The 22893-nt window shown below is 40.8% G+C and carries 24 protein-coding genes; 11 read left to right on the top strand and 13 right to left on the bottom strand.

Going from position 1 to position 22893, the window contains the following annotated elements:
- The first annotated feature begins 138 nt into the window (after positions 1 to 138).
- The gene (locus ACESMA_RS10030; RefSeq protein ID WP_372948670.1) at positions 139 to 828 is read left to right on the top strand and encodes a hypothetical protein; all 690 of its coding nucleotides are present in this window, start codon (positions 139 to 141) and stop codon (positions 826 to 828) included.
- Positions 829 to 1024: 196 nt separating this feature from the next.
- Positions 1025 to 1849, top strand: coding sequence for a hypothetical protein (locus ACESMA_RS10025; protein WP_372948669.1), 825 nt, complete (start codon positions 1025 to 1027; stop codon positions 1847 to 1849).
- A 161-nt stretch (positions 1850 to 2010) separates the two neighbouring features.
- Here the strand turns inward: ACESMA_RS10025 and ACESMA_RS10020 are convergent, their stop codons facing one another.
- Entirely contained in the window at positions 2011 to 3273 is a 1263-nt protein-coding gene (locus ACESMA_RS10020) for a fibronectin type III domain-containing protein (RefSeq protein WP_372948668.1), read from the bottom strand.
- 65 nt (positions 3274 to 3338) lie between these two features.
- Here ACESMA_RS10020 and ACESMA_RS10015 point away from each other — a divergent pair, with 65 nt between their 5' ends.
- Positions 3339 to 4220 carry a hypothetical protein gene (locus ACESMA_RS10015; protein WP_372948667.1) on the top strand — a complete coding sequence of 294 codons (882 nt, stop codon included), beginning with the start codon at positions 3339 to 3341 and terminating at the stop codon, positions 4218 to 4220.
- A 358-nt stretch (positions 4221 to 4578) separates the two neighbouring features.
- On the opposite strand, the gene ACESMA_RS10010 is transcribed toward ACESMA_RS10015, so the two are convergent.
- Positions 4579 to 5211, bottom strand: coding sequence for a S41 family peptidase (locus ACESMA_RS10010; RefSeq protein ID WP_372948666.1), 633 nt, complete (start codon positions 5209 to 5211; stop codon positions 4579 to 4581).
- Positions 5212 to 5269: 58 nt separating this feature from the next.
- On the opposite strand from ACESMA_RS10010, the gene ACESMA_RS10005 reads away from it, so the two are divergent.
- Positions 5270 to 5764 (top strand): hypothetical protein, encoded by a 495-nt coding sequence (locus tag ACESMA_RS10005; RefSeq protein ID WP_372948665.1) that lies wholly within the window; start codon positions 5270 to 5272, stop codon positions 5762 to 5764.
- A gap of 205 nt (positions 5765 to 5969) precedes the next feature.
- Here ACESMA_RS10005 and ACESMA_RS10000 read toward each other — a convergent pair whose 3' ends face one another.
- The 10 genes from ACESMA_RS10000 to ACESMA_RS09955 all read right to left on the bottom strand — a co-directional run bounded on the left by ACESMA_RS10000 (position 5970) and on the right by ACESMA_RS09955 (position 15100).
- Positions 5970 to 6215: a hypothetical protein gene (locus ACESMA_RS10000; RefSeq protein ID WP_372948664.1), complete on the bottom strand. Its 246-nt coding sequence runs from the start codon at positions 6213 to 6215 to the stop codon at positions 5970 to 5972.
- Between the two features lie 14 nt (positions 6216 to 6229).
- A complete protein-coding gene (locus ACESMA_RS09995) occupies positions 6230 to 7000 on the bottom strand; it encodes an HpcH/HpaI aldolase family protein (RefSeq protein ID WP_372948663.1) in 771 nt (256 codons plus the stop codon).
- Positions 7001 to 7134: 134 nt separating this feature from the next.
- Positions 7135 to 8463: an enolase C-terminal domain-like protein gene (locus tag ACESMA_RS09990; RefSeq protein WP_372948662.1), complete on the bottom strand. Its 1329-nt coding sequence runs from the start codon at positions 8461 to 8463 to the stop codon at positions 7135 to 7137.
- Between the two features lie 39 nt (positions 8464 to 8502).
- Entirely contained in the window at positions 8503 to 9384 is an 882-nt protein-coding gene (gene garR, locus ACESMA_RS09985) for a 2-hydroxy-3-oxopropionate reductase (RefSeq protein ID WP_372948661.1), read from the bottom strand.
- A gap of 37 nt (positions 9385 to 9421) precedes the next feature.
- Positions 9422 to 10981, bottom strand: coding sequence for a galactarate dehydratase (gene garD, locus ACESMA_RS09980; protein ID WP_372948660.1), 1560 nt, complete (start codon positions 10979 to 10981; stop codon positions 9422 to 9424).
- Positions 10982 to 12415 (bottom strand): GntP family permease, encoded by a 1434-nt coding sequence (locus ACESMA_RS09975; RefSeq protein WP_372948659.1) that lies wholly within the window; start codon positions 12413 to 12415, stop codon positions 10982 to 10984.
- A gap of 62 nt (positions 12416 to 12477) precedes the next feature.
- On the bottom strand, positions 12478 to 13233 hold the full coding sequence (locus tag ACESMA_RS09970; RefSeq protein ID WP_372948658.1) for a metallophosphoesterase: 756 nt from the start codon (positions 13231 to 13233) through the stop codon (positions 12478 to 12480).
- A 544-nt stretch (positions 13234 to 13777) separates the two neighbouring features.
- A complete protein-coding gene (locus ACESMA_RS09965; protein ID WP_372948657.1) occupies positions 13778 to 14254 on the bottom strand; it encodes a type II toxin-antitoxin system VapC family toxin in 477 nt (158 codons plus the stop codon).
- A 93-nt stretch (positions 14255 to 14347) separates the two neighbouring features.
- A complete protein-coding gene (locus tag ACESMA_RS09960) occupies positions 14348 to 14569 on the bottom strand; it encodes a hypothetical protein (protein ID WP_372948656.1) in 222 nt (73 codons plus the stop codon).
- A gap of 213 nt (positions 14570 to 14782) precedes the next feature.
- Positions 14783 to 15100: a hypothetical protein gene (locus tag ACESMA_RS09955; protein WP_372948655.1), complete on the bottom strand. Its 318-nt coding sequence runs from the start codon at positions 15098 to 15100 to the stop codon at positions 14783 to 14785.
- Between the two features lie 295 nt (positions 15101 to 15395).
- Between ACESMA_RS09955 and ACESMA_RS09950 the strand changes: the two genes are divergently transcribed.
- Positions 15396 to 17003 carry a DUF3843 family protein gene (locus ACESMA_RS09950; protein ID WP_372948654.1) on the top strand — a complete coding sequence of 536 codons (1608 nt, stop codon included), beginning with the start codon at positions 15396 to 15398 and terminating at the stop codon, positions 17001 to 17003.
- Positions 17004 to 17140: 137 nt separating this feature from the next.
- Here the strand turns inward: ACESMA_RS09950 and ACESMA_RS09945 are convergent, their stop codons facing one another.
- Complete coding sequence (locus ACESMA_RS09945; RefSeq protein ID WP_372948653.1) at positions 17141 to 17614, bottom strand: hypothetical protein; 474 nt, start codon at positions 17612 to 17614, stop codon at positions 17141 to 17143.
- A 207-nt stretch (positions 17615 to 17821) separates the two neighbouring features.
- Between ACESMA_RS09945 and ACESMA_RS09940 the strand changes: the two genes are divergently transcribed.
- The 6 genes from ACESMA_RS09940 (at position 17822) to ACESMA_RS09915 (ending at position 22586) form a co-directional block, all read left to right on the top strand.
- Positions 17822 to 17959, top strand: a complete 138-nt coding sequence (locus ACESMA_RS09940) for a hypothetical protein (RefSeq protein ID WP_372948652.1) — start codon at positions 17822 to 17824, stop codon at positions 17957 to 17959.
- Positions 17960 to 18126: 167 nt separating this feature from the next.
- Positions 18127 to 18552: a very short patch repair endonuclease gene (locus tag ACESMA_RS09935; RefSeq protein WP_372948651.1), complete on the top strand. Its 426-nt coding sequence runs from the start codon at positions 18127 to 18129 to the stop codon at positions 18550 to 18552.
- 48 nt (positions 18553 to 18600) lie between these two features.
- Positions 18601 to 18816, top strand: a complete 216-nt coding sequence (locus ACESMA_RS09930; protein ID WP_372948650.1) for a helix-turn-helix domain-containing protein — start codon at positions 18601 to 18603, stop codon at positions 18814 to 18816.
- Positions 18817 to 18836: 20 nt separating this feature from the next.
- On the top strand, positions 18837 to 20426 hold the full coding sequence (locus ACESMA_RS09925; RefSeq protein ID WP_372948649.1) for a DNA cytosine methyltransferase: 1590 nt from the start codon (positions 18837 to 18839) through the stop codon (positions 20424 to 20426).
- A 65-nt stretch (positions 20427 to 20491) separates the two neighbouring features.
- Positions 20492 to 20728, top strand: coding sequence for a hypothetical protein (locus ACESMA_RS09920; protein ID WP_372948648.1), 237 nt, complete (start codon positions 20492 to 20494; stop codon positions 20726 to 20728).
- Positions 20729 to 20732: 4 nt separating this feature from the next.
- Entirely contained in the window at positions 20733 to 22586 is a 1854-nt protein-coding gene (locus ACESMA_RS09915) for a hypothetical protein (protein WP_372948647.1), read from the top strand.
- Positions 22587 to 22893: the final 307 nt, after the last annotated feature.

The raw sequence follows: 22893 nt of genomic DNA, 5'->3' as shown, positions 1-22893 counted from the left end.
CCGGCGCAGGACACTAAGTTTTTGATTTACTAATTCCGGAAATATGAAACGAGCATGTAAGATATTTACGCCCAAGAGAATAATTAAAATACATGCGAGTTCCATACTATACCTTAGAAAACAAACAATTTTAATAGTATGAAAAAAATTGCTGCAATAGCCGTTTTGGTTGTTTTGTTCGCGTGCAGCGACAAAAACCTGAACCAACCCGATCCCGTTGAATTTTATTTTGACTTTGCACAGGGTACCGATGGCTGGACCGGCGACTTTGCCGATTACCCGGTTGGAGAGGAGCACTTTTATGATCTGGTATTTGAGCACGATACGCTTCCCGAACCGCTCGACCAAAACCAGTTTGCTCTTAAACTTTCGGGAAATAACCACAGCGACGATCTTTTTATGTTTGCCAAACGAAAAGTTTCGGGGTTGGAGCCCAACACGGTATATTACATCAACTTTACGCTGGAATTTGCCACAAACGTTCCGGATGGAACAATGGGCGCGGGCGGCAGCCCGGGCGAGTCGGTTTATATTAAAGCAGGTGCCACCACCACCGAACCCAAAAAAGAAAAGGATGGAGATAACTTTTACCGCATGAACATCGACAAAAACAACCAAAGCCAGAATGGCGAAGATATGGTGGTTATCGGCGATTTTTCAAACGATACCGATCTGGAAGAGTACACCTTGAAATCCGTAAGCAACGAATCTCCCTTTGGCGCTGCAACCGATGAAAACGGTAACCTGTGGTTAATTATAGGTACCGACTCCGGTTTCGAGGCCACCACAACCATTTACTACAATTCTGTAAAAGTGGAGTGCTTTTAAAAACGTCTGAATCCGCTGGCACTGAAAGGATGGCATCCCTTTTCTTCAAAGTAAGGGATGCCATCCTTTTTAGTTTTTCAGGGTAGGTTAAATCCAGGCTAATCAACCATGGTGGGCAGTATTGATCTGCCATGCGGAAAAATTTATAACATAAGATTAAATATTTCGTATGAACCAACATAAAAATGATTGAATCATGAAAAAATATATTTCCCTGTTGTTATTCCTTATCGCCACCTCGCTAACAGCGCAGGAACCCATTATAGTTAAATTGGAAAACCGGCCATCGTCGCTGGGAATTCAGCCTGCCTTTGAAGTTATGGTTCCGCAGGCAACACAAAATGAGGCCATTGATTTGTGGAAAAAAACCATTAATCCGCCGGCGCTGTTTAAAAAAACTTCGAAAATGAAAAAAGTGAAGGATGAATGGCTGGTAAACAATGTACTGGTGGATGAAATTGCTCCCTTTCCGCTGGATGTTATTACACAGGTTTCAACGTTTCCGGGGCATATTTATGTTCGAATATTTTTTCAAAACGAAAACGGATTTCTGGGAGCCGATTCCACACAGCAAACTGATGCTGCTATCCAATTTGTTCGCGATTACGGAGTTGAACTCTACCGATTGGCTGTGGAAAAAGAGCTCAGGGCCGAAGAACGCCGGCTGAAATCTTTTGAGCGCGACCTCAACCAACTCATCAGGAAAAATAAATCATACGACAGGAAAAAAGAAGATGTGGAACATGAAAGGGAAACACTTCAGGAGGAAGCCCGCTATCAGCAGGAAATACTGAAAAGTGAACGGGTGGTTTTATCGGAAAATCCTGAAGCTGCGCGTGAAACCGCCAAAGAGGAACTTAAAGACACCGAAAAGGATATTAAAAAAGCCCGCCGCGCCGCCTCGCGTTTCGACCGGAAAACGCGCAAAAATGTGCAGAACCAGAAAGACAAAGTTCGCGAAATTGAAAAACAGCGCATAAAAGTGGAGGAACTACAAAACAAACTCGATAACATCCGATGATTAAAAGGAACTGAAAGGATGGTATCACTCAGGTGAAAAAAGTGATGTCATCCTTTTTTTATTTGAAGACTTAAATTTCTGTCAATTGTAACTGCCGGCTGCAACTGCAAACTTAAACTAACATGCAACTCAAAATTGCGACTGCAAACTTCAATTGTTTTTCAAGGTCGAATTTCCACCACCGCACCGTTTTCAGGATTCCAGATATCGAGTTTGTCGGGAATATCAAACGGATTTTCGTTCGGAACAGAAGCAACTTCCTCTGCATTATCTGTTTTTATTGTTCTTACTTCAGCTTTTTTGCTGTCCATAAAAATCCATTTAAACTGGTTAAAAACCCCACTGTCCCGCGTCCAGCTTTTCGTATCGTCATTTGCCCGAAGTGGCGCTCCCCAGCACCCTTCGCCCACATAAACGGTTCCTCTCCGGTTATCCCGTACAAAACCCTCATCACTTTTGCGTCCTGTTGATGGTTTCACCGGCCAGGTGGTTTTAACTGTATGCGCATCGCACTCTACCACCAGTTTTATCTGTTCGTCGTAAAATAATTTTGCCCAGTGCATGTATTGCATGTCCCCTTCCCTTTTGGTTGAAACATGTGGCCGCATGGGTTTATGGTACTGGGCTATTTTCCATCTTGCATTTTTGTTTTGGGCCAAATCCTTATTAAGCCAGGCGGTTTGATCCCCAGCTATGGAAATCTCGGTATTCAGCACATACGCACGCACCAGGTTGTCGCCAATGGTAATGGCGTAGTAAATTTTTTCCGATGGGGTATCGAACAGGTGATAAACCATTTCGTTGTTGGGTTCATGATTACCCCTGGCCGCAATTACAGGATACATCCTGCCGTTGTCGCTGATGGTTAACTGCCAGTCTTCCAGCCAGGCCTGCCATTGTTCCGTGGTGCCGCTAACGGTCATGTCGCCGCCAAAAAGTACGGCATGAGGTTTCAGCTTACTCACCAAAAGGTTGGCATTGCGGCGCGGTACGGGATTGTTCCGTGAATCCCCGCCTGCGATAAACGACAACCGCGAATCCGGTTCCATGGGCGCGGTTTTAAACCAAAACCGTTTGCTTACCCCCTCGCTGTCTTTTATCACAAAATAGTAGGCCGTATTGGGGGTAAGATCGGTCAGTCGCACAAAATTATTTTCCATTTCTGCATAGTGCACCGTCCGGTCGGGTTTCACATTCAATTTGTAATCTTCCCAGGAAACTCCGTAATCAACATCTCCGTAATATACTACCGGATTTTCGCCTGAAATCTGTTCCCAGCCAATAACTATTGATGTGGCGGGATTATCCCTTAATGTAAGGCGGTATTTACCGGTTTTTGAAAACGACGGTGCCGAAATTCCAACAAGAAAAATGAAAAGGAAACCGCGCATAAAATATTTCTTAATGGTAAATGAATTAAACATAGCTTCTGTAATTTATGTTGTAAAAAATCTGACGTCGATTATATTTACAGTCAAACTGTTCCGTTATGAATTTTAAACATTCAAATATCCAATTGGTTCACTTTACGTTGCGCCTGGCAACTTTCCTGCTGTTTGCCGGCCGGGCATGGCAGCACCTGTTTTGGGATGCACCATTCAGGGCACTGTTGTGGGACCAGAATACCATGGAAAGCATAGTGTTGTTTTTTCGGGGCGGAATCTGGCAGGAGTACGTGACCAGCGCCGCTACCGACCGGTTTATTCAAACAGTAATTACCGGTTTTGGAATTTTTTATGCTTTGATGGCCCTGGTAACCTTGTTCATTCGGAGCCGGTATGTTAAACGATTTTTGTGGTTGTACATTCTCTCCTCTGTTTCGCTGGTTTTTCTCGCTGTATTATACACCATGGAAAAGTTTTATCACGTGGGCCAGTTTTTTGAATATACCATCCAGTTTCTGCTGCCGTTATTTTTCTGGTACACAATAGCACAAGGGGTTAACCTGTTCAGGCTGCTGTTGGTTATGAAAATAGCCATAGCACTCACTTTTTCCGCGCACGGTTTATATGCCACCGGGATTTATCCGCAACCCGGAGTGTTTGTGGATATGTTTATTTCCATGCTCCATGTTTCCGAACCGGTGGCCATAAAAATGTTGTTCTTCGCCGGAATCCTCGACTTTGTGGTATCGGTTGCCCTGTTTGTTCCCCGGCTGGCCAGATATGCATTGCTGTATGCCGCACTTTGGGGCGGGTTAACTGCCGTTGCACGAACCTGGGCAAATTTTTATTTCGATTTTCCCCTCAACAGTTTACATCAGAATTTATATGAAACCCTCTTTCGGCTGCCCCACATGCTGGTTCCGCTGGCAGCGATTATTATTTTATTTCAACTAAAGGAATTCCGGATGTTGCATTCCACGCAGTAGCTCTGTCATTTCGGGTTTTCAGCAATTTTTTTGGGCATAATGAGTCGATGACAATAAAGTTCCAAAATCCAAATCACAAATCGCAAAACCGCCTGCCAGCTCGACTAATACATTCTGGCGGGAATGACTTAGTCGGGCAGGTAAATTCCAATTTTCAAAACAAATAAATTCTGAAATTGACTTTGTTTCGATAATTGGTTTTTTAGTTTTTGGAGATTATTTGATAATTGATTTTTGGTAATTGGTATTTTGCTTAAAAAAATATGTCATTTGCAATCCCGGTATTCCGGGAGAGAAATCTGTTAAGGGTTAATTGCCATTGAAAACTGCCTGCCCGACTGACATCATTCAGGAGGGCTCACTGCTCCCTCGCCCTCACCGGGTAATCAGGCCTTTCAGGTTTCACCGGCGGGTTTTTCTCCAACTGCTCCAGTGCTACCTCAATGGCTTTCTCCAGTTGCGGGTCTCTGCCTTTAATAACTTCTGCCGGCCAAATTTCCACTTCAATTTCAGGCGGAACACCCACATTTTCAACAATAAACCCGTCTTTGGTCCAAATGGCCAGGTTTGGCGCCATTACCATGCCGCCGTCCATCAATTCCAGAAAGCCCAGCGTGCCTGCCAAACCTCCCCAAGTTGTTTTGCCCGCAAGGATTCCAACATTAAACTTGCGAAATATCCAGGGCAGCATATCGCCGCCGGAACCTGCCGTTTCATCAATAATCATCACTTTGGGACCCTGTATGGAGGCGCTGGGAGTTTTCAAATCCTTGCCATACCGCATGTTCCAGTACGACTGGTAAGGGCGGGTGAGCAAATCGATATAGTAGTCGGCAATCAGTCCGCCGCCGTTAAAACGCTCATCCACAATGATGACCTCTTTATCGGCCTGCGGGAAAAAGTACCGTTTAAAATATTCGTGCCCCTGTGTGGTGGTATTGGGCACATACACATAAGCACCCCTGCCCCTTGCCCTCTGCTCTTTCCTCAAAGCAGAAACATCCCTTCGGGTGAAACTGTTACCTTTGAATGGACCAATTTTTATACAAATGCAATTAAGGAAGGAATATTTTGAATGTATCGATGAAGCTTTTCCGGAAGAGGAAGAGCGCCGCCAATGGGAAAAAATACAGCCCGTTTTCGATGAATTTGAAAAATATTTACGCTCCAAAAATTACAACGATCACCATATTCAGCGGCACCTTGAATACAGTTCGTTTTTTGTAATGAACTACTTTTTTGTTTACGAAGATTTATTGTCGGTGTTGGAAATCGATGACACCACCATCCGGAAATTTCTTGGGAACTGGTACATCAGAAAAAACCTTACTGCAAATTTGAAGGAGATGAAAGAAATTCTTTCGGCGCTTTTCGATTTTTTTGAATTTATATACAACAAAGAATTCATGGATATGGAGCAATTCGAAAGTATAAAACAGGTTTGCAAAGACAAAGGTTGGTTTGAATACAGACTGAAAACATACAAAACAGCGGACGGGAAAGATTTTAAAGTATGGATTGACGAATACAATTACGACTGGTAAACCGGCGGCTGGCTGACAGCTTCTGTATAAACACTTTATATTCCAGAAAAGGAAATCATAAATCGGTTAGAGTACGGAAGGAAAGGATGGCATCCCTTTTCTCATTATGGCTGTAAACGGTTTGTTTTTTACCAGACTTTTCCAATACCAGGGATGCTATCCTTTTTTCTTACTTTCCTCTTCGCCAACTGCCAACTGCGACTGCTCACTTCTTCCTTCTTCCCCGGAAAAACAATTCGTGCAGTGTTTCAACTTTTATGTTGGAAGCATTTTCTTCAACTGTGTTGGGAAATAAATTGGGAAATATTATTCCGGTAGTAATAAATGCTGCACCTGAATGCAGTATAATTGCTCCAATTCCTTCTCCCGACCAGGCAAGAATCAGCCATCCTCCAAATACTGCATAGGCACCGAAAACGAATAATGTCCCTGATACCAAAATATTCAACACCAATGGATGCCGTTTTATTTTTTCAATGTTTTCAGTTCTTTTACCGCATTTGAAGCAGCATCGGCAAGCATAGTAATGTCGCTGCTGTAAACCGCAAAACGAAAATCCCTGTTTATCCACCGGGTAAGCATTTCCTGTTCGAACATTAAAATTCCGGCTACTTTGTTATGTTTTTTGCAGGCTGCTGCAACTTTTTCAATGGCTTCCACTTCGGACGGATGGTTGATTTGCCCCGGAATACCAAGGCTGATCGATAAATCGAACGGGCCAACAAATATGCAGTCCACTCCTTCAACTGTAGCAATTTCACTGATGTTTTCGATTGAAGTGGTGGTTTCCGCCTGCACGGCAATAAAAGTATTTTCGTTGGCCTGTTTCAGGTAGTCGGGAGCATTCACTTTTGCATACAAATTATGCGGACGGCGCAAAGCGGCGCCCCGGTTTCCCATGGGCGGATATTTGGCATGTTGAATAACTTCACGTGCTTCGGCGGCGGTATTTACCATAGGAACAAGTAATCCGGCAGCACCTGCATCGAGGGGTTTCAGAATACTTTCCCGTTTGATTTCCGGAATCCTAACAATTACAGAAATGTTCGCTCCCCGGGCCGCGGCAATCATGTGCGAAATGGTTTCGTAATTGTACGTTCCATGCTCGTTGTCGATAATGAAAAACTCAAAACCGCATTGCGCCAGCATATAAGCAATATTGGGATTACGGATTTCCGAAATGATGGTTCCCAGCACCAGTTCTCCATTCAGGAGCTTTTTTTTGATTTTATACATGGTACACTTTATATAATTTTTACCTTATTACCTTATTGCTCTCCAATACAAACCTCTAATTAAATATTAAAATGGTCATCGCCCGTCATGCTGAATTTATTTCAGCATCTGGCTGTCATAATTTTTATTCCCAATTAATCCACAACAAGACACGGCCGTTTTGGATGAAACTTCCATCCCGGTTTCAGGAATTGCATGGCAATGGAATCGTCTCTTTTTTGCGATCCCACTTTATTATAGCGTTGATTTGCTTCTTCCACTTTTTTCATATCCAGTTCAATTCCCAACCCGGGGAGTTCCGGAATTTCCATCATCCCGTTTGTAATTTCGAAGGGTTTTTTCGTCAGTCGCTGACCCACCTGCCAAATCCAGTGCGTATCTATCGGAGTTACTTTTCCTTTGGCTGCCGCAGCGGTGTGCGCCATCATGGCCAGCGAAATATCGAAATGGTTATTGCTGTGAGAGCCCCACGTTAAACCCCAGAGTTCGCACAATGCGGAAACGCGCACTGCACCCTGCATCGTCCAGAAATGGCAGTCGGCCAGCGGAATATCCAGCGCCTGCAACTGAATGGCCTGGACAAATTCTGTAAAGTTGGTGGCAATCATATTGGTTGCGGTCGGAATGCCGGTTACCTTGCGGAATTCAGCCATAATTTCCCTTCCTGAAAAACCGTTTTCCGCACCACAGGGATCTTCGGCGTAGGTGAGTATTGATTTTAAAGGGGTCAGCCATTCAACGGCTTGTTTTAAACTCCACGCGCCATTTGGGTCAATGGTCAACCCCGCGCCGGGCAATTCTTCCGACAAGGCAACCATACAATCGCACTCTTCCGGTCCGTCGAGCACACCGCCTTTTAATTTGAACGTGGAAAATCCAAATTGTTCTTTTGTCGCTTTGGCCTGTTCAACAATTCCTTTTGCATCCAATGCTTCCTTCCGGCGAATTTGCTCCCAGTACGTACCTTCTTTTGACGGCGGCGGATAATTAAGCGTTGTTTTTTTCGCATCGCCAACAAAAAAAAGATATCCCAGCACTTCCACCTTTTTTCTTTGAATTCCATCGCCAAGCAATGTTGCAACCGGAACACCCAAAACTTTCCCGGTCAGATCCAGGAATGCTGATTCAACAGTCGTCAAAACGTGAATCATCACCCGCTGATCGAAGGTCTGGTTTCCCCGGCCACCATCATCCAACCCGGCAAATCTGGCCCGGATTGTATTCATTACTACATTGAGATCTCCCAATTTACTACCGATAATAAGTTCTTTGGAATCTTCCAGCGTTTTCCGAATGGCTTCTCCGCCGGGTGTTTCTCCAACTCCGGTATTTCCGGCATTGTCTTTTAAAACCACAATATTCCGGATAAAAACGGGGCCGTGACCGCCGCTTAAATTGAGCAGAAAACTGTCGTACCCGGCAACCGGGATAACTTTCATTTCTGTAACAATTGGTAAACTCATTTAAAAACGGATTAAAGTTTATCTTTTTAAAAAGACGGTTTACCGCGAAACTTCGGTATTGGCAATTTTTTCGTAGAATTTTACAATGCTCGAGTGGTCTTCCACATCGCAACCATCCTGTTTAATGGCCTGCATAATTTCCATTACCTGCGAAGCCAGCGGCAGCGGAACTCCAACTTTTCGGGAAGTTTCCAGTACATTACTCATGTCTTTCATATGAAGTTCAATCCGGAATCCCGGGGCAAAATTCCTGTCCATCATCATGGGTGCTTTTGCATCCATAACGGTGCTTCCGGCTAACCCGCCGCGGATTGCCTTATATACCAAATCGGGACTCACTCCCGCTTTCTGCGCCAAAACCATCGCTTCTGAAACCGCGGCAATATTTAAGGCAACCACTATCTGGTTGCAAAGTTTGGCCATGTTGCCCGCGCCAATTTCGCCAACATAAACCACCGAGCTGGCCATCGCCATCATAATGTCGTAGTTGGCATCAAACACTTCCTTTTTCCCTCCAACCATTACCGCAATGGTTCCTTCAATTGCTTTGGGTTCGCCACCGCTCACCGGAGCATCCAGCATTTCAACGCCATTTTTCGAGAGCGCTTCAGCAATTTCCCTGCTGGCCAGCGGTGCAATCGAGCTCATATCGATTAACACCGAACCTTTCGTTGCGCCTTCAATCAACCCGTTTTTCCCCAGGGCAACTTCCTTCACTTCAGGCGAATTGGGAAGCATCGTAATTATCGTCTTTGTTTTTGAGGCGAGTTCAGCCGGTGTTTCTGCTGATTCAGCGCCGAGCGCCTTCAACTCACCAGCGCTTTTGTTTTTGTTCAGAACGATTAATTCGTGACCTGCTTTCAGTAAATTTTTTGCCATGGGTTTCCCCATAATTCCTAATCCGATAAATCCTATTTTCATTTTTTTACTATTTAATTTGAATTTATAATTTCCTTTTTCAGGTAACCGGCCCGGGATTAAATAAAACCAAATCGTTGTGTAACCCCAGTTTATCGCAGGCGACAGTTTTTTTACCGCTGGCCACCTCTAAAATCAGATGAAAAAGTTCCCAGCCCATTTCTTCGGTTGTTTTTTCTCCGGTGGCAATTTGTCCGGCATCCAAATCAATGATATCGAACCAGCGGGTGCTCAATTTCGAGTTGGAGCCTACTTTTATAACCGGTACCATTGACAATCCGTACGGCGTTCCCCTTCCGGTCATAAATACGTGCATGTTCATTCCGGCAGCCAGTTGCAGGGTTCCGCAAATAAAATCGCTGGCCGGAGTGGCGGCAAAAATCAATCCTTTCCGGCGAATTTTTTCCCCGGGCCCCAAAACATCAACAATTGGACTGGTGCCCGATTTTGCCACTGAACCCAGCGCTTTTTCCACAATATTACTTAATCCGCCGGTTTTATTCCCGGGAGCCGGATTCGCACTTCTGTAAGCCTGCCCCTGCACCAGATAATCGTCATACCATTTCATTTCGTTAATCAGGGCATTTCCTACTTCTGCATTTATGGCTCTTGGAACCAGCAAATGAACTGCATCCCGTACTTCAGTCACCTCCGAAAACAGCACACTTCCACCGGCACGCACAATTAAATCTGCGGCAAAACCGGCTGCGGGATTCGATGTTATTCCCGAAAACGCATCACTTCCGCCACATTGCATTCCAACCACCAACTCCGATGCTGGGCAAATTTCCCGTTTGCGCCGGTTAAGTTTTTTCAATTGCTTTTCGGCCATCTGCATAATTCCTTCCACCATGGCATTAAACCCGGAAAACGCATCATCCTGCATGACCATGATATTTGAATTTTTAGGAGTGGCGGGAGAATCCGTTGCAGTTCCGTTGGCAAGTAAAAGACTTTCGGGACGCAGTTTTTCACAACCCAGCCCGATAATTAATACCTCTCCTCCAAAATTCGGATTGGTTGAAATATTCTGAATGGTCCTAATTGGAATAACTGCAGCAGGAACATTTATGGCAATCCCGCATCCGTAGGTGTGGTTTAACGTAACTACATCATCCACATTTGGATATTTCGAAAGGATTTCCTGCTTTATTTTTTTTACAACAAATTGCGTAAACCCGGCCACACACTGAACACTTGTAGTTATTCCCAATACGTTTTTTGTTCCCACACTGCCATCCTGATTCCGGTAACCCAAAAAAGTATAACCTTCCAGTTGTTCAGGTTTTTGAGGTATAAAAGCGGGCATCGGAATCGAATTCAAATCAGGGGCTTCGGGTTGTACTATTTTTGTTTCATTTACCCATTCGCCTTTTTGTATTTCGCAATTCGCAAAACCAATGATTTGCCCGTAACGGATAATTTTTTTCCCTTCACCTATATTTTGCAAAGCCACTTTATGTCCCATGGGGATGTTATCACGAAGCTGAATTCCGTTTTTAATGGTATCGCCTTTATTTACTCCACCTGAATGGACAATTATTCCAACGTTATCGGTTTCAGTGGTTTGAATTACGATATGTGTATCCGATTCGTTCATTTAAACCAAAGGTAAAACTTTCGACAAAATCATAACCGCAATCAACCCGGTAAATCCCATCACCAGTAACAGCATCGAAAAATAACGAATCGTTTCTTTTTCTTCCATTCCGCTCATTTTTGTGATAATCCAGTACCCGCTGTCGTTCATCCAGGCAAATATTTTAGAACCGCAGCCAATGGCCATGGCCAGGTAAACCGGATGAAACTGCAACCCGGAGCCGGCCAACCCGCTCATAATTCCTATGGCTGTTACCATGGCAACGGTTGCACTTCCCTGTGCCGTTCGCACGGCGGCTGTAATAAAAAATGCCATGGGCAAAAGTGCCATGTGGTAATTTGCGGCCAATCCTTCAATCCTGATTCCAATTCCGGTTTGCTGCATCATTTGTCCGAAAGCCCCTCCCGATGCGGTTATCAGAATAATAATTCCGGCGCTGGTTAACGATTCGAATACAAATTTTTTAAATTTTGGTACCTCTTTTATTTTAGACCAGAGTAAATACAGGGCAATGAATGAAGAAATGGCAAGCGCAATATTTGCATCGCCCACAGTTGCGAAAACTTCTGCAATGCCTTGCTGAAATGAATTCAGGTTGGCGTTTGTTCGGCTCACCAGCATTTTTGAAATTGTATTACCGGTGATTAAAACAATGGGCAATAAAATGGGGAAAACCGAAATCCATAACCGCGGTAAATCCTTGTTTTCCTGGTCAGAAAACTTCTTTAAATCTTCCATGCTGATATCGGGCGTATCGCGCATGGGTAAATCCCATTTCCGGGTTACCCAAACCGAGTAGGCATATCCGCCGGCAACGGTAATTATCCCGATAACCAGTCCGCCGATTATCATGGTGCCAATATCAATCCCCATTTCTTCGGCAACAAATAAAGGCCCGGGAGTTGGCGGAACCAGGGAATGTGCCATAACCCCACCGGCAATAACCGCCATTAAATAAAGGCCGAACTTTTTGGGATTTCGCACTCCCATCGATTTTACAATGGGAATCATCAGGTAAAACACCGTGTCGAAAAAAACCGGAATAGCCAATGTAAAACTTCCGGATAACAGCGCCAGCGAAGTATTCTTTTTCCCAAACAGTTGCAGCAACCCGCGGACAATACGCTCGGCGGCGCCGCTTTTCATCAGCGAGGTTCCAATTATGGAAGCGAACGCGATGAGGATACCAATTTTTCCGCTTGTGTTTCCAAAAGCCGTTGCCAGCCGGGTTCCAATTCCCATTGCTGACATGGATTGCGCTTCCTGTTCCGAAACCCCGCTGTGAACGGCATAGTTGTAAATGAGTTCGGGAGAGGTAAGCAGACCGGTTACCATGGCGGCAATGAGCAGCGAAATAACAGCATGAAGTTTTAACACGATAATGCAAAATAAAACCACTACTGTTCCTGCTAAAATTATAAGAATTGGATCCATAATCTTTTAATCAACCTTACGCTTTACAGGTTAAATGTAAAAGAAATTTTTCAGGCAGCAATTTATTCAAAAGTAAAATCAACCAGCATGATTTCCGATTTTCCGGCGGTTTTAACCGGTGGCCCCCACAAGCGCAACCCGCTGGTCACAAAAAAATGCGTATTTTCTATTTTCCTGTATCCCCAACTCAGGTCGTACATCCGGCCAATAATAAAATTCAACGGAAAAAGTTGTCCGTTATGTGTATGTCCCGAAAATTGCGCGTCAACCGGTGTTTGGCTCACTTCCTGCAATTGTGTGGGGCGGTGATCCAACAGAATCAGGGGCAAATCAGCCGGGTTGGTTCCCAAAACTTCGCGCACCGTTTTACGGCTTCTGAAATGCTCATCGTATCTTCCTGCCAGGTAAAACGAATCGTTTAATTTGATAATTGAATCGTTAAGCAGGGTTATTCCTGCTTTTTCGAAAAAAATCCCATCATCCTGCCTTGCATAAAATTCATGATTTCCGAGCACTCCAAATGCCCCGTATTTTGTTTGAATACTTTTTAGTGCCGATTCAATTTCCACTGAAGTTGCAGTTTCGCCCCGGCCTTCAACAATATCGCCACCATACAGCATAATATCGGGTTGCAGCGCATTTACCTTTCGTACAAATTGATTCACAAAACTCTGCCTGGTTTTTTCCTGGATATGAAAATCGGCAACAAAAGCCACCCGCAGTTTTTCAATATCCGAGCTCTTTTTCGGAATAACGATGTTATATTTTGAAACCCGGATGGTATTTACATTGATAACGCCGCCAATTACTGTTGCCATTGATATAAACAGTATGGAAGAAAATGCAATCAGTCGAAATGAAAAACTTTTTCGAAGTTCTGCCGAAACTTTTTTGAAAATCAGGTTTAGCAATAAAAATAAATCGAAAACAAGTACCGATAAAAAAAGGTACAGAAAAAAGGGCAAAATATAGCCTGCAACGGTTGATAAAAATTGCGAAATAAAATCGGTATTATGCCTTAAAAAGTTCTGAGATACTGGATAAATAATGGCCAGCAGCAAATAAACCGCGATATACCAACGTCGGTAACTTTTGGAAATAAACAGGTTTTTTATGCGAAAAAAAACATAAATGTTTGGAATAATAAAAGCAAGGGTAATATATAAATGAAACATGATTTGCGTTCTGTAAATTTATTGCGGCTCAATATATAAATTTCCGGCGGTTTTTGTTTTACAGGTTGCAGGTTCCAAGTTCCAGGTTGCAGGTTTCGGGTTCCGGGTTTCGGGTTTACTTCGTGTGCAAAGGGCAGTTGGGTAATGGTGGGGCGTGACGGCTAATAATATGTAATCCTACGTTTATTTATACATCTATGGATTTATGATTCAATTGTGTAACTACGTTTAATTGATTTTTATCTGATGAAACAAAAGTCCAATCCAGTTCGGCAATAATTCTCCAACCAGCTACATGTAGCGCATCAAGTGTTCTTAATCCGGAAGTTTTTCCAAACTTTTTTATTAATTCAAATGCTTCTTTCATTATGTCAGAACCTATTGGAATTAAGTTAAAATACGTCATTTGTTTTTCAATGGCATTTTGAATTTTTTCAAGGTTTTCTTCATGAATTTGATTGTTCCTGTATTTTCTGTAAACTGCACTTTGTAGTTCAATTAATGCCAAATCGAGTGCATAAATATGATTTGCAGGATCTGTTACAAGTTCTTTTACGGTCTCAGAACCTGTTTCATCGCTAAAAAGCTTTACCAGGGCTGATGTGTCGAAAAATAAATTCATACTATTAAAATTGTCTGTTTTTAAAGGTATAGTATGCGCCATAAGGCATCACTTTGTGAGAACTCGCGTATCGAGAACTATCGGGTTTAATCATTCTGCTGGGTGTTCCGCCAACTGGCGGATTACATGCTCGTTTCATAATCTGTCTTCACGTCCCAGGTTAATATCATTTGAAGTCAGTTGATGGTTCTTCATCAATTTGATAACCTGTTGGTAAGGGTGTTTTTTTGAGGATATTGTTTTTTTTTCAATGGCCGGATTTTTTCTTCTTAAAGAATCAATTACTAACTCGACCACTCTCAGTTCGTAGTTATCGAGTTTATCAACTTTAGCTTTTATATTTTCTTTAAGTATCATGTTGCCTTACATTTAGTTATAAAGATTAACAAAGGTAATTCAATTTACTGAATTTTAAAACAGGTTTTTGAGAGTATTCGGGGTGGTTGAAATGGCAAATTGAAAAATGGTTCCGGGTTCCATGTTTCAAGTTTCGGGGGGATGCCATCCTTTTATCTTCCTTTCCTCACTGCCCACTGCGACTGCGACTGCTCCCTTCCTCACTGCCAAAAACTATTCGGGAAGTGTTTCCACTTTTATATTGGAAGCATTTTCTGCAACGGTATTGGGGTATAAATTGGGAAATATTATTCCGGTAGTAATAAATGCTGCACCCGAATGTAGTATAATTGCTCCAATTCCTTCTCCCGACCAGGCAAGAATCAACCATCCTCCAAATACTGCATAAGCGCCGAAAACGAATAATGTTCCTGATACCAAAATATTCAACACCAATGGGTGCCGTTTTATTTTTTCAATAGTTGAAATCGGAATAAAAATATTGTTAATCATAACCTGATTATCATCAGCAATAAAAAGATCCCCTTTCATTTTTTCACCCTGAACCGTTTTAATTTTCACCCTTTCGTTTTATTTGAAAACGGTAACTTTTCCGGTTTCAACATTTGAAATGCTAAGAACTTTTTCCTGCGAAAACGCACTGAAAACAACAAGAAAACAAACAGCTCATATTAATGCCTTCCTAATTGAATGTATTAAACGATGAATTTACAAGAGAAGTGTGGTTTTAGTGCGTTTACCTGCATTTGGCGGGGTACCTGTTGCCAATGCCCTGCGAATTTGTAATTTTGCCAAACCAATTTATCTTTCGAAAAAATAACAGGGGATGAAAAATAAAATTTACATTAAACAGTGGATGGAACTAAAACCGTATAAAAATCCAACAGTTACCGATAGTTATTACCTGAAGCTCTCCAACGAAATAAAAAACAGTTTCATTTATGATGAAACCATCCTGCTCTCCCGATTCCTAAATCCGGAAGAGTTGGATTTGCTGGCCTGTTTTCTGGCTTCGTGGTTCGAAGATGTAATTTCCGGAATTGGTGTTTGGAAATCATTTCTCGATATGCATAAACAACACTACGGAAAAGTGCTCCCTTTTTTTGATACTGAAAATTACATTGAGGATGAAATCAACGAAGAGGATGTGGCTTTTCTTGTCTGGTATTTTCTGAATTCCGTGCAGGAGGAAAATTTTGTGAGCCCGTTCAACGAATTTATAAGCGATACAGCCTCTGCAGTTATGGAGGTTCTGGAAGAAAAGTATGAATACGCACCCGAAAACAACTACCTGAAAACGTTTTACCGTCTGGATAAAAATGAAAACGATTTTTACTTAGCCCGAAATTTAATCGACACCCTGCTTTTTAAAACCTGGTTGTTTTTTCCCGACACCCTGCGTGAACTCAGGTTAAAAGGTGCAGAGATAGTAGAAAATGCGGGAAACGACGAAAACCTGATGTCTTACCTGAACGATAACCGCGACAGTTATCTGCATACCGCTCACACCCGTTTAATGAGCATAAAGGGGAAAGATTGGGCGGCAAAAATTGTGGGCGACAGCCATCCGCTGAGCAGCGCATTTAGCAACATGTCGCAGCGGGTGCAGGGGTATTTTTTATACAAGGGACAAAACAACGAGGTAATTTTTCTCGAGCACATTGCTTCCGGTAAAAAGTTTGAAATGACAAAAAAATCATTCGACCATTCCGCGAAGTTAGTCAAACCCAACACCATAGTATTTATCGGATTGGTAAACTGGATGGACGAATGGTGGTTTTCCGGGGTTTATGTCCAGAACGAATACAATGCCGAACTGGTGAGCGACGAAAAACAGTCGTTACAAAGCCGGGCACAGGTTAATTTTCTCGACCATGAAAGGTACGATGCCAAAAAAGATCTGCAAAAACATATGGAGGCGTTCATAAAATTCAATAACGGTTCTCAGATTGCCTTTATGCCTACAGGTGAAATTGAACCCTTCACCCAGGCGTTTTTGGATTTTTTCAATAACTCGCTGGCAAAAACCAGCAGGGAAAAGGAAGAGGCTTTTGAACGGATGCGCAAACAGGTTTTTCAGGAGAATTCGTTTGCCGAAGTCAATCTGGAAGAGAAGGCCGAAACCGCGCTTGTATTTTTTAATCCCAACTCCGGAGCTGAAATCGGGTTTGGTCTCAACAATGCTTTTCCGTTGCCTCACAACCCCTATTTCGACGAAAACAACAGCAACGAAGATGTGCTGCATCTTCTGGTTTCGGATGAGCTGTCGAAAGAACTGGTGATGTACTGTGTGGAAAACTGCAGGGAAAAACTGCCCTTTTTTAACCAGTTTCCCGGAAAACTTTACCTGGAAGACATCGACTTTTTGCTGCGTTTCTGGAAACGTGGCGGCTACCACTCCAAACCCCAGATTACCTATACCGGAGAGGAGTAATGTTATTCTCCGGCGGATAGCATCCCTTTTTCCATTCGCAGCAAATTTTTTGCAATGCCAGGGATGTCATCCTATTTTTCCCGATGTAAATTACAACTAAAAGTTACTGCGACTGCTCCCTTCCTCACTGCCAAAAACTATTCGGGAAGTGTTTCCACTTTTATATTGGAAGCATTTTCTGCAACGGTATTGGGGTATAAATTGGGAAATATTATTCCGGTAGTAATAAATGCTGCACCCGAATGTAGTATAATTGCTCCAATTCCTTCTCCCGACCAGGCAAGAATCAACCATCCTCCAAATACTGCATAAGCGCCGAAAACGAATAATGTTCCTGATACCAAAATATTCATCACCAATGGGTGCCGTTTTATTTTTTCAATAGTTGAAATTGGAATCAAAATATTGTTAATCAAAACCTGATTATCATCAGCAATAAAAAGATCCCCTTTCATTTTTTCACCCTGAACCGTTTTAATTTTCACCCTTTCGTTTTGTTTGATAACGGTAACTTTCCCGGTTTCAGCATTTGAGATACTAAGAACTTTTTCCTGCGAAAACGCACTGGCAGCAACAAAAAAACAAACAACTAAAAACGATAATGCCTTCATAATTGGATGAATTTAATTACTCCCGCAAGGAGTTTGCTGCAATTGAGTGCAGCAAGAATGTAACATTCCATCCAGGAAATTGTTCCTGAATTCGAACCTTTTCCTTTACCCGAAGGCAACCCGAAACCCAAAATCCTGAACTTTTACTAACCTGCAACCTGCAACTTTTCCTAACTTTGAACCTTAAACTTTAAACTCGAAACTGCCGTGGCCGACGTGCACAACAAAGCGACCCGCTCCTTCAACATGAGCCGAATTAAGGGCAAAAACACAAAGCCCGAATTGAAAATCAGCGAAGCTAAATGCTGGTGGGGAGCGGATGCCAGCGGCATCACATGTTTATAGAAGATATTATGTGTTGAAAATTCGACTCCAGCCGGAGTCGCACCTTCCTGTTCCACAAAATATTTCTATAAACATTCAAATTCCCGATAAACCGGGACAAGCTCTCCGGATTTGTTTTTGCCATTTTAAGCTTTTAATTTTATAGGTTTCCATTCGGTATTGATTTTATGGACGTACACAATAAAAATACTAGGAGCTACAACATGAGCCGCATAAAAGGCAAAAACACAAAGCCCGAAATGCTGGTGCGGAAATTCCTTTTTGCACATGGCTTTCGGTACCGGCTTAATGTAAAAACCCTGCCCGGGAAACCCGACATTGTTTTACCCAAATACAAAACCGTTATTTTTATTAACGGCTGTTTCTGGCACGGACACAAAGGCTGCAAATATTTTGTGGTTCCCAAAACCCAAACCGAATGGTGGCTGAACAAAATTAAAGACACCCAAAAGCGCGACCGCGAAGCCGAAATTCAGTTGAATGTGCAGGGATGGAAGGTGATTACACTTTGGGAATGCCAGTTGAAACCGAGTCAAATTGAACAGACGTTAAACGAATTAATACATATTATTCAACATAAATTCCAAGTGTGACTCAAAGTCGGTTGACTAATGAGTCACGTCCTCCTACTTTTATGCTTCATGAATCCACAGGAAATTTTTGGCAAAAGGATTAAATTTTACCGGACACAAAAAGGCTTTTCTCAGGAAGAACTTGCCTTTAAAGCTGGACTTGACAGAACCTATATTGCCAGTGTCGAAAATGGGAAAAGAAATGTTTCCATTCGAACTATTGGTAAATTTTTAAAAGCGCTTGACCTTTCCTTTTCTGAATTTTTCCGGGATTTCGAAGTATAAACCGGAATATGAAATAAAATATGTCTATCCCCGTAATAGATTTGTTTGCAGGTCCAGGAGGTTTGGGAGAAGGATTTTCCTCCGTTACTGATGATGATGGAATTCGTTTTTTTGATATAAAGTTGTCTATCGAGAAAGATTTTTATGCCCACCAAACACTTGAACTCCGGAGTTTTCTAAGGCAGTTCCCTGTTAACCAGTTTCCAGAAGAATATTATCGAATGGTAAAGGAAAATGATTATCATAAAAGGGATCAGTTGAAAAAGGAAATGTTCGATTTGTATGAAAAGGAATACAAAGCTGCAAGAGATGAGGCCTGGCAATGCGAACTGGGTCACGAAGATTTTCCGCCGGAAGTTGTAGATACAAGAATTGAAACTGCATTAAAAGGAAACAAAAACTGGGTATTAATTGGTGGTCCGCCATGTCAGGCATATTCTGTTGTGGGCAGATCGAGAAACAAGGGAATTTCAGAAGATGATTCACGTGTTTTTTTATACCGTGAATATTTAAGGATAATTGCCAGACATCATCCAAAAGTTTTTGTGATGGAAAATGTAAAAGGTTTGTTGTCGGCAAAGTTAAACGGAAATAAAATTTTTGACTGGATAAAAAAAGATCTGAAGAATCCCGGAAGACTTTTTCCCGGACTTGATTCACCGAATTACAGGATTTATTCATTTGTGAAAAACCCTTCTTATCTTGATGATGATGGTAATCCGGTTTATGATAAGGATCAGGATTATTTGATTAGATCAGAATTGTATGAAATTCCACAGAAAAGACACAGAGTAATACTATTGGGAGTAAGGGAAGATACTGATTTCAAAGTAAGTCAGATTCCCTTAGGCAAAGAAATTACGCTGAACTCAGTATTAGATGGTCTGCCCAAAATTCGAAGCGTACTGGGCCGTGAGATTAAAGAAGAAATACTAATAAATGGCAGGAAAAAAAGGATTTATAATAAATTACCTGATAACAACAATAACTGGAAAAAATACATCGAGCAATTTAAAAATGATTTGAAGAGATGGCCTCAATTTGATGAAATAAAAAATATAACACATAAAAAAATTGAAATAGATTCATCAGGGAATAATTATATTCCCAGCAAAAATACAATTGAAATAAATCATCCATTATTTGGCTGGTTTTATGATCCCAGATTAGAAGGTGTAATTCAGCATGAATCAAGGTCACATCTTTTGGATGATTTAAGACGTTATTATTTTTATAGTATATATAGCAAGATATATAGTACGTTTCCAAGATTAAAAGATTTGAGTTTTTTCGATGAAAAATTATTACCCAGACATAAAAATGTTAATGAAGGATTATTCGAGGACAGATTCAGAGTTCAATTACCAAACAGACCTGCAACTACTATTACCAGCCATATATCAAAAGACGGACACTATTTTATTCATTATGAACCTGAGCAATGCAGGAGTTTTACGGTAAGGGAAGCAGCACGTGTCCAAACCTTCCCCGATAATTATTTTTTTTGTGGTGCAAGAACTCAACAATTTCATCAGGTTGGAAATGCTGTGCCCCCATTTTTGGCATACAAATTAGGATATATAGTAAAAAATGTAGTAAAAAATATATAGAAATATTTTGTAGTTTATTTTTATGTAAATATATTTGCTGAAAATAATTCAAAAATGTAAATATTATGACAGCAAAAACGAAACGTGAAAGGTTTGAAGATGTGGCTGGAAGTCGCGTGCAAATGATCCTGGATAAACTTGAAAGTTTGTCAAAATGTGCTAATAAAAGGAACTATGAGTTCGATAAAGATGATGTGGATAAAATGTTTAAGGCAATTAACGACGAAGTAAAAAGGGTTAAAACATTATTTGAAACTGAACTTGATACTGGAAATAAAGACAAGAAAATTTTTAAATTTTAGGCTTATGAATAATCCTAACTGGATTTTTGCATCTACAGGTGGAGGTTTTGAAGAAGGTATTAATAATACTTTGACAGAGCACTTTGAAGGAAACTATAATTATTATTTGGCACGGGAAATAATTCAAAATTCAATTGATGCTAGAGACAGAAAAAATGAGCCTGTCAAAGTATGTTTTTCTAGTCAAAGATTTAGTCGGAATGAATTTCCGGGACACGAAAGGTTTACCGAAATACTTGATTTATGCCTAAAATCTCATTCGAATAATCCCAAAACTGTGCAATTCTTCCAAAATGCCATGAATCTTTTTAAAAAAGATGACTTATGGGTTTTGAAAGTATCTGATTACAATAGTACTGGTCTATATGGTGGTGATAAAGAAAGAGATAAACCATGGTACAGTTTGGTCAAATCAAGAGGTGTAAGTGGAAAATTTTCTGGTGAAGGTGGGTCTTTTGGTCTAGGTAAAGGTGCTGCATTTGCGGCTTCTGAATTTAGAACTGTATTTTATTGTACAACAAGTAAAAAAGATGCTAAAAGTCGATTTATTGGGGTCTCAATACTTGTGAATTTTGATGAAGATGGTGATACAAAACAATCAATTGGCACATTTGGACTTAAAAATCAACAAACAATTTATGATCCAAAATTGATGGGGGATTTTTGGAGAAAAGAAAAAGGTTTGGATATTTATATAATGGGCTATAGAATTGAAAAAAACTGGAAAGATGATTTAGCCAAATCAGTATTAAGAAATTTCTGGTACGCAATAGCAAATGAAGATTTACAAGTATCTATTGATAATTTAACCATTGATTTTAATAACCTTGAATCGTTATTGAGTAAATATTTTATGGGGGAACCATTTAAGGATTATATTGAACCCAAAGGCAATCCTTTATACTTTTATAAATCAGTTTTAAGTAATACTTCCAAAAAATTTGAAAAAAATTTGAAGCATATTGGGAAATCAGTTTTTTATTACTTGCCTTTAGAAGACAGCTTAAATTATGTAGCAATGTTGCGAAAATCACATATGGTAATTTATTCAAAAGCATTTTATCAATCTACACCTTACGCTGGTGTTTTTGTATGTGATGATCAATCCGGAAATGAGATGTTGAAAAAAATGGAGCCTCCGGCACATGATAAATGGGACCCTGCAAGATTTAAACCAGAAGGTAGAAAAATTATGGATGAAATCGAAATGTGGATTCGAACTTGCTTAAAATCAGTTAAAAAAGAAAAGAATGAAGAAATTTCAGATATGCCAGAGCTTGCAAAATTATTGCCCTTATCTGATGACATTGAAACTACTACTTATAGTGATATATACTCTGAATCCAATTCTAATGAAGAAACATCAAAATTGATCTCAGACAATCAGAATTTTAAACTAAAGTCAAAAATTGATCCTTATAAAGTTTCGGTTTTAAATAAGGAGGAAACAGGTCTTGGAGGTACTGGTATTGTTGTTCGAACAGGAACAAAAAAAAGAAATAAAAACAACCAGAAAGCACCAGGTTCTGGAACAGGTAAAAATAGAGCTTTGGCAAGTCAAACAATAAATGCAAGAGTTATTGGCTTATCAGGAAATTTTACAAATCAAAAATATCTAATCCTAATAAAGAGCAATAAAAACGGAAAATGTAATCTTAAATTTAAAGGAGTTGGTGAGAATGGTAATGAGAAAATTCATATTACAAGTGTAATTGATTCAAGAGGGTTTAATTATAAAGTAAGCAATAATTGTGTTTATGGATTTTATCTAGATAAGGATCAAAAAGTTAGTTTGGAATTATCTCTTAAAGAAAAATTGAAATGTTCACTAATAATAGAAGCCAATGAAATTCAATAACAGAATGTATCCTCATCCAGTATTAGGAATTCTGGATGATATAAATGGTGAATTTAGTTGTAGCTTAACAGTTGAGTCAAATGATAAGAATATAATTTTAAAGCCAATAATACATATACAAAATACGACATTAGAAAATTATTTAAAGGAGGATAAAGTCTATGCTTGTGTTCACCTTTATTGCCGTGGCACATTATTTCGGGATAATTTTTTAAGGGTGGCGATCCGGTATTACGCAGATTTACAATAATTTGATCAAAAATTGCTCCTGCTTGTTAATATATAAACAACTAAAAATTAACAGTTA

Source organism: Mariniphaga sp., from assembly GCF_041687215.1.
Taxonomy (GTDB): domain Bacteria; phylum Bacteroidota; class Bacteroidia; order Bacteroidales; family Prolixibacteraceae; genus Mariniphaga.
Note: the sequence above shows the minus strand (reverse complement) of the source record. Positions and strands in the feature narration are given on the sequence as shown.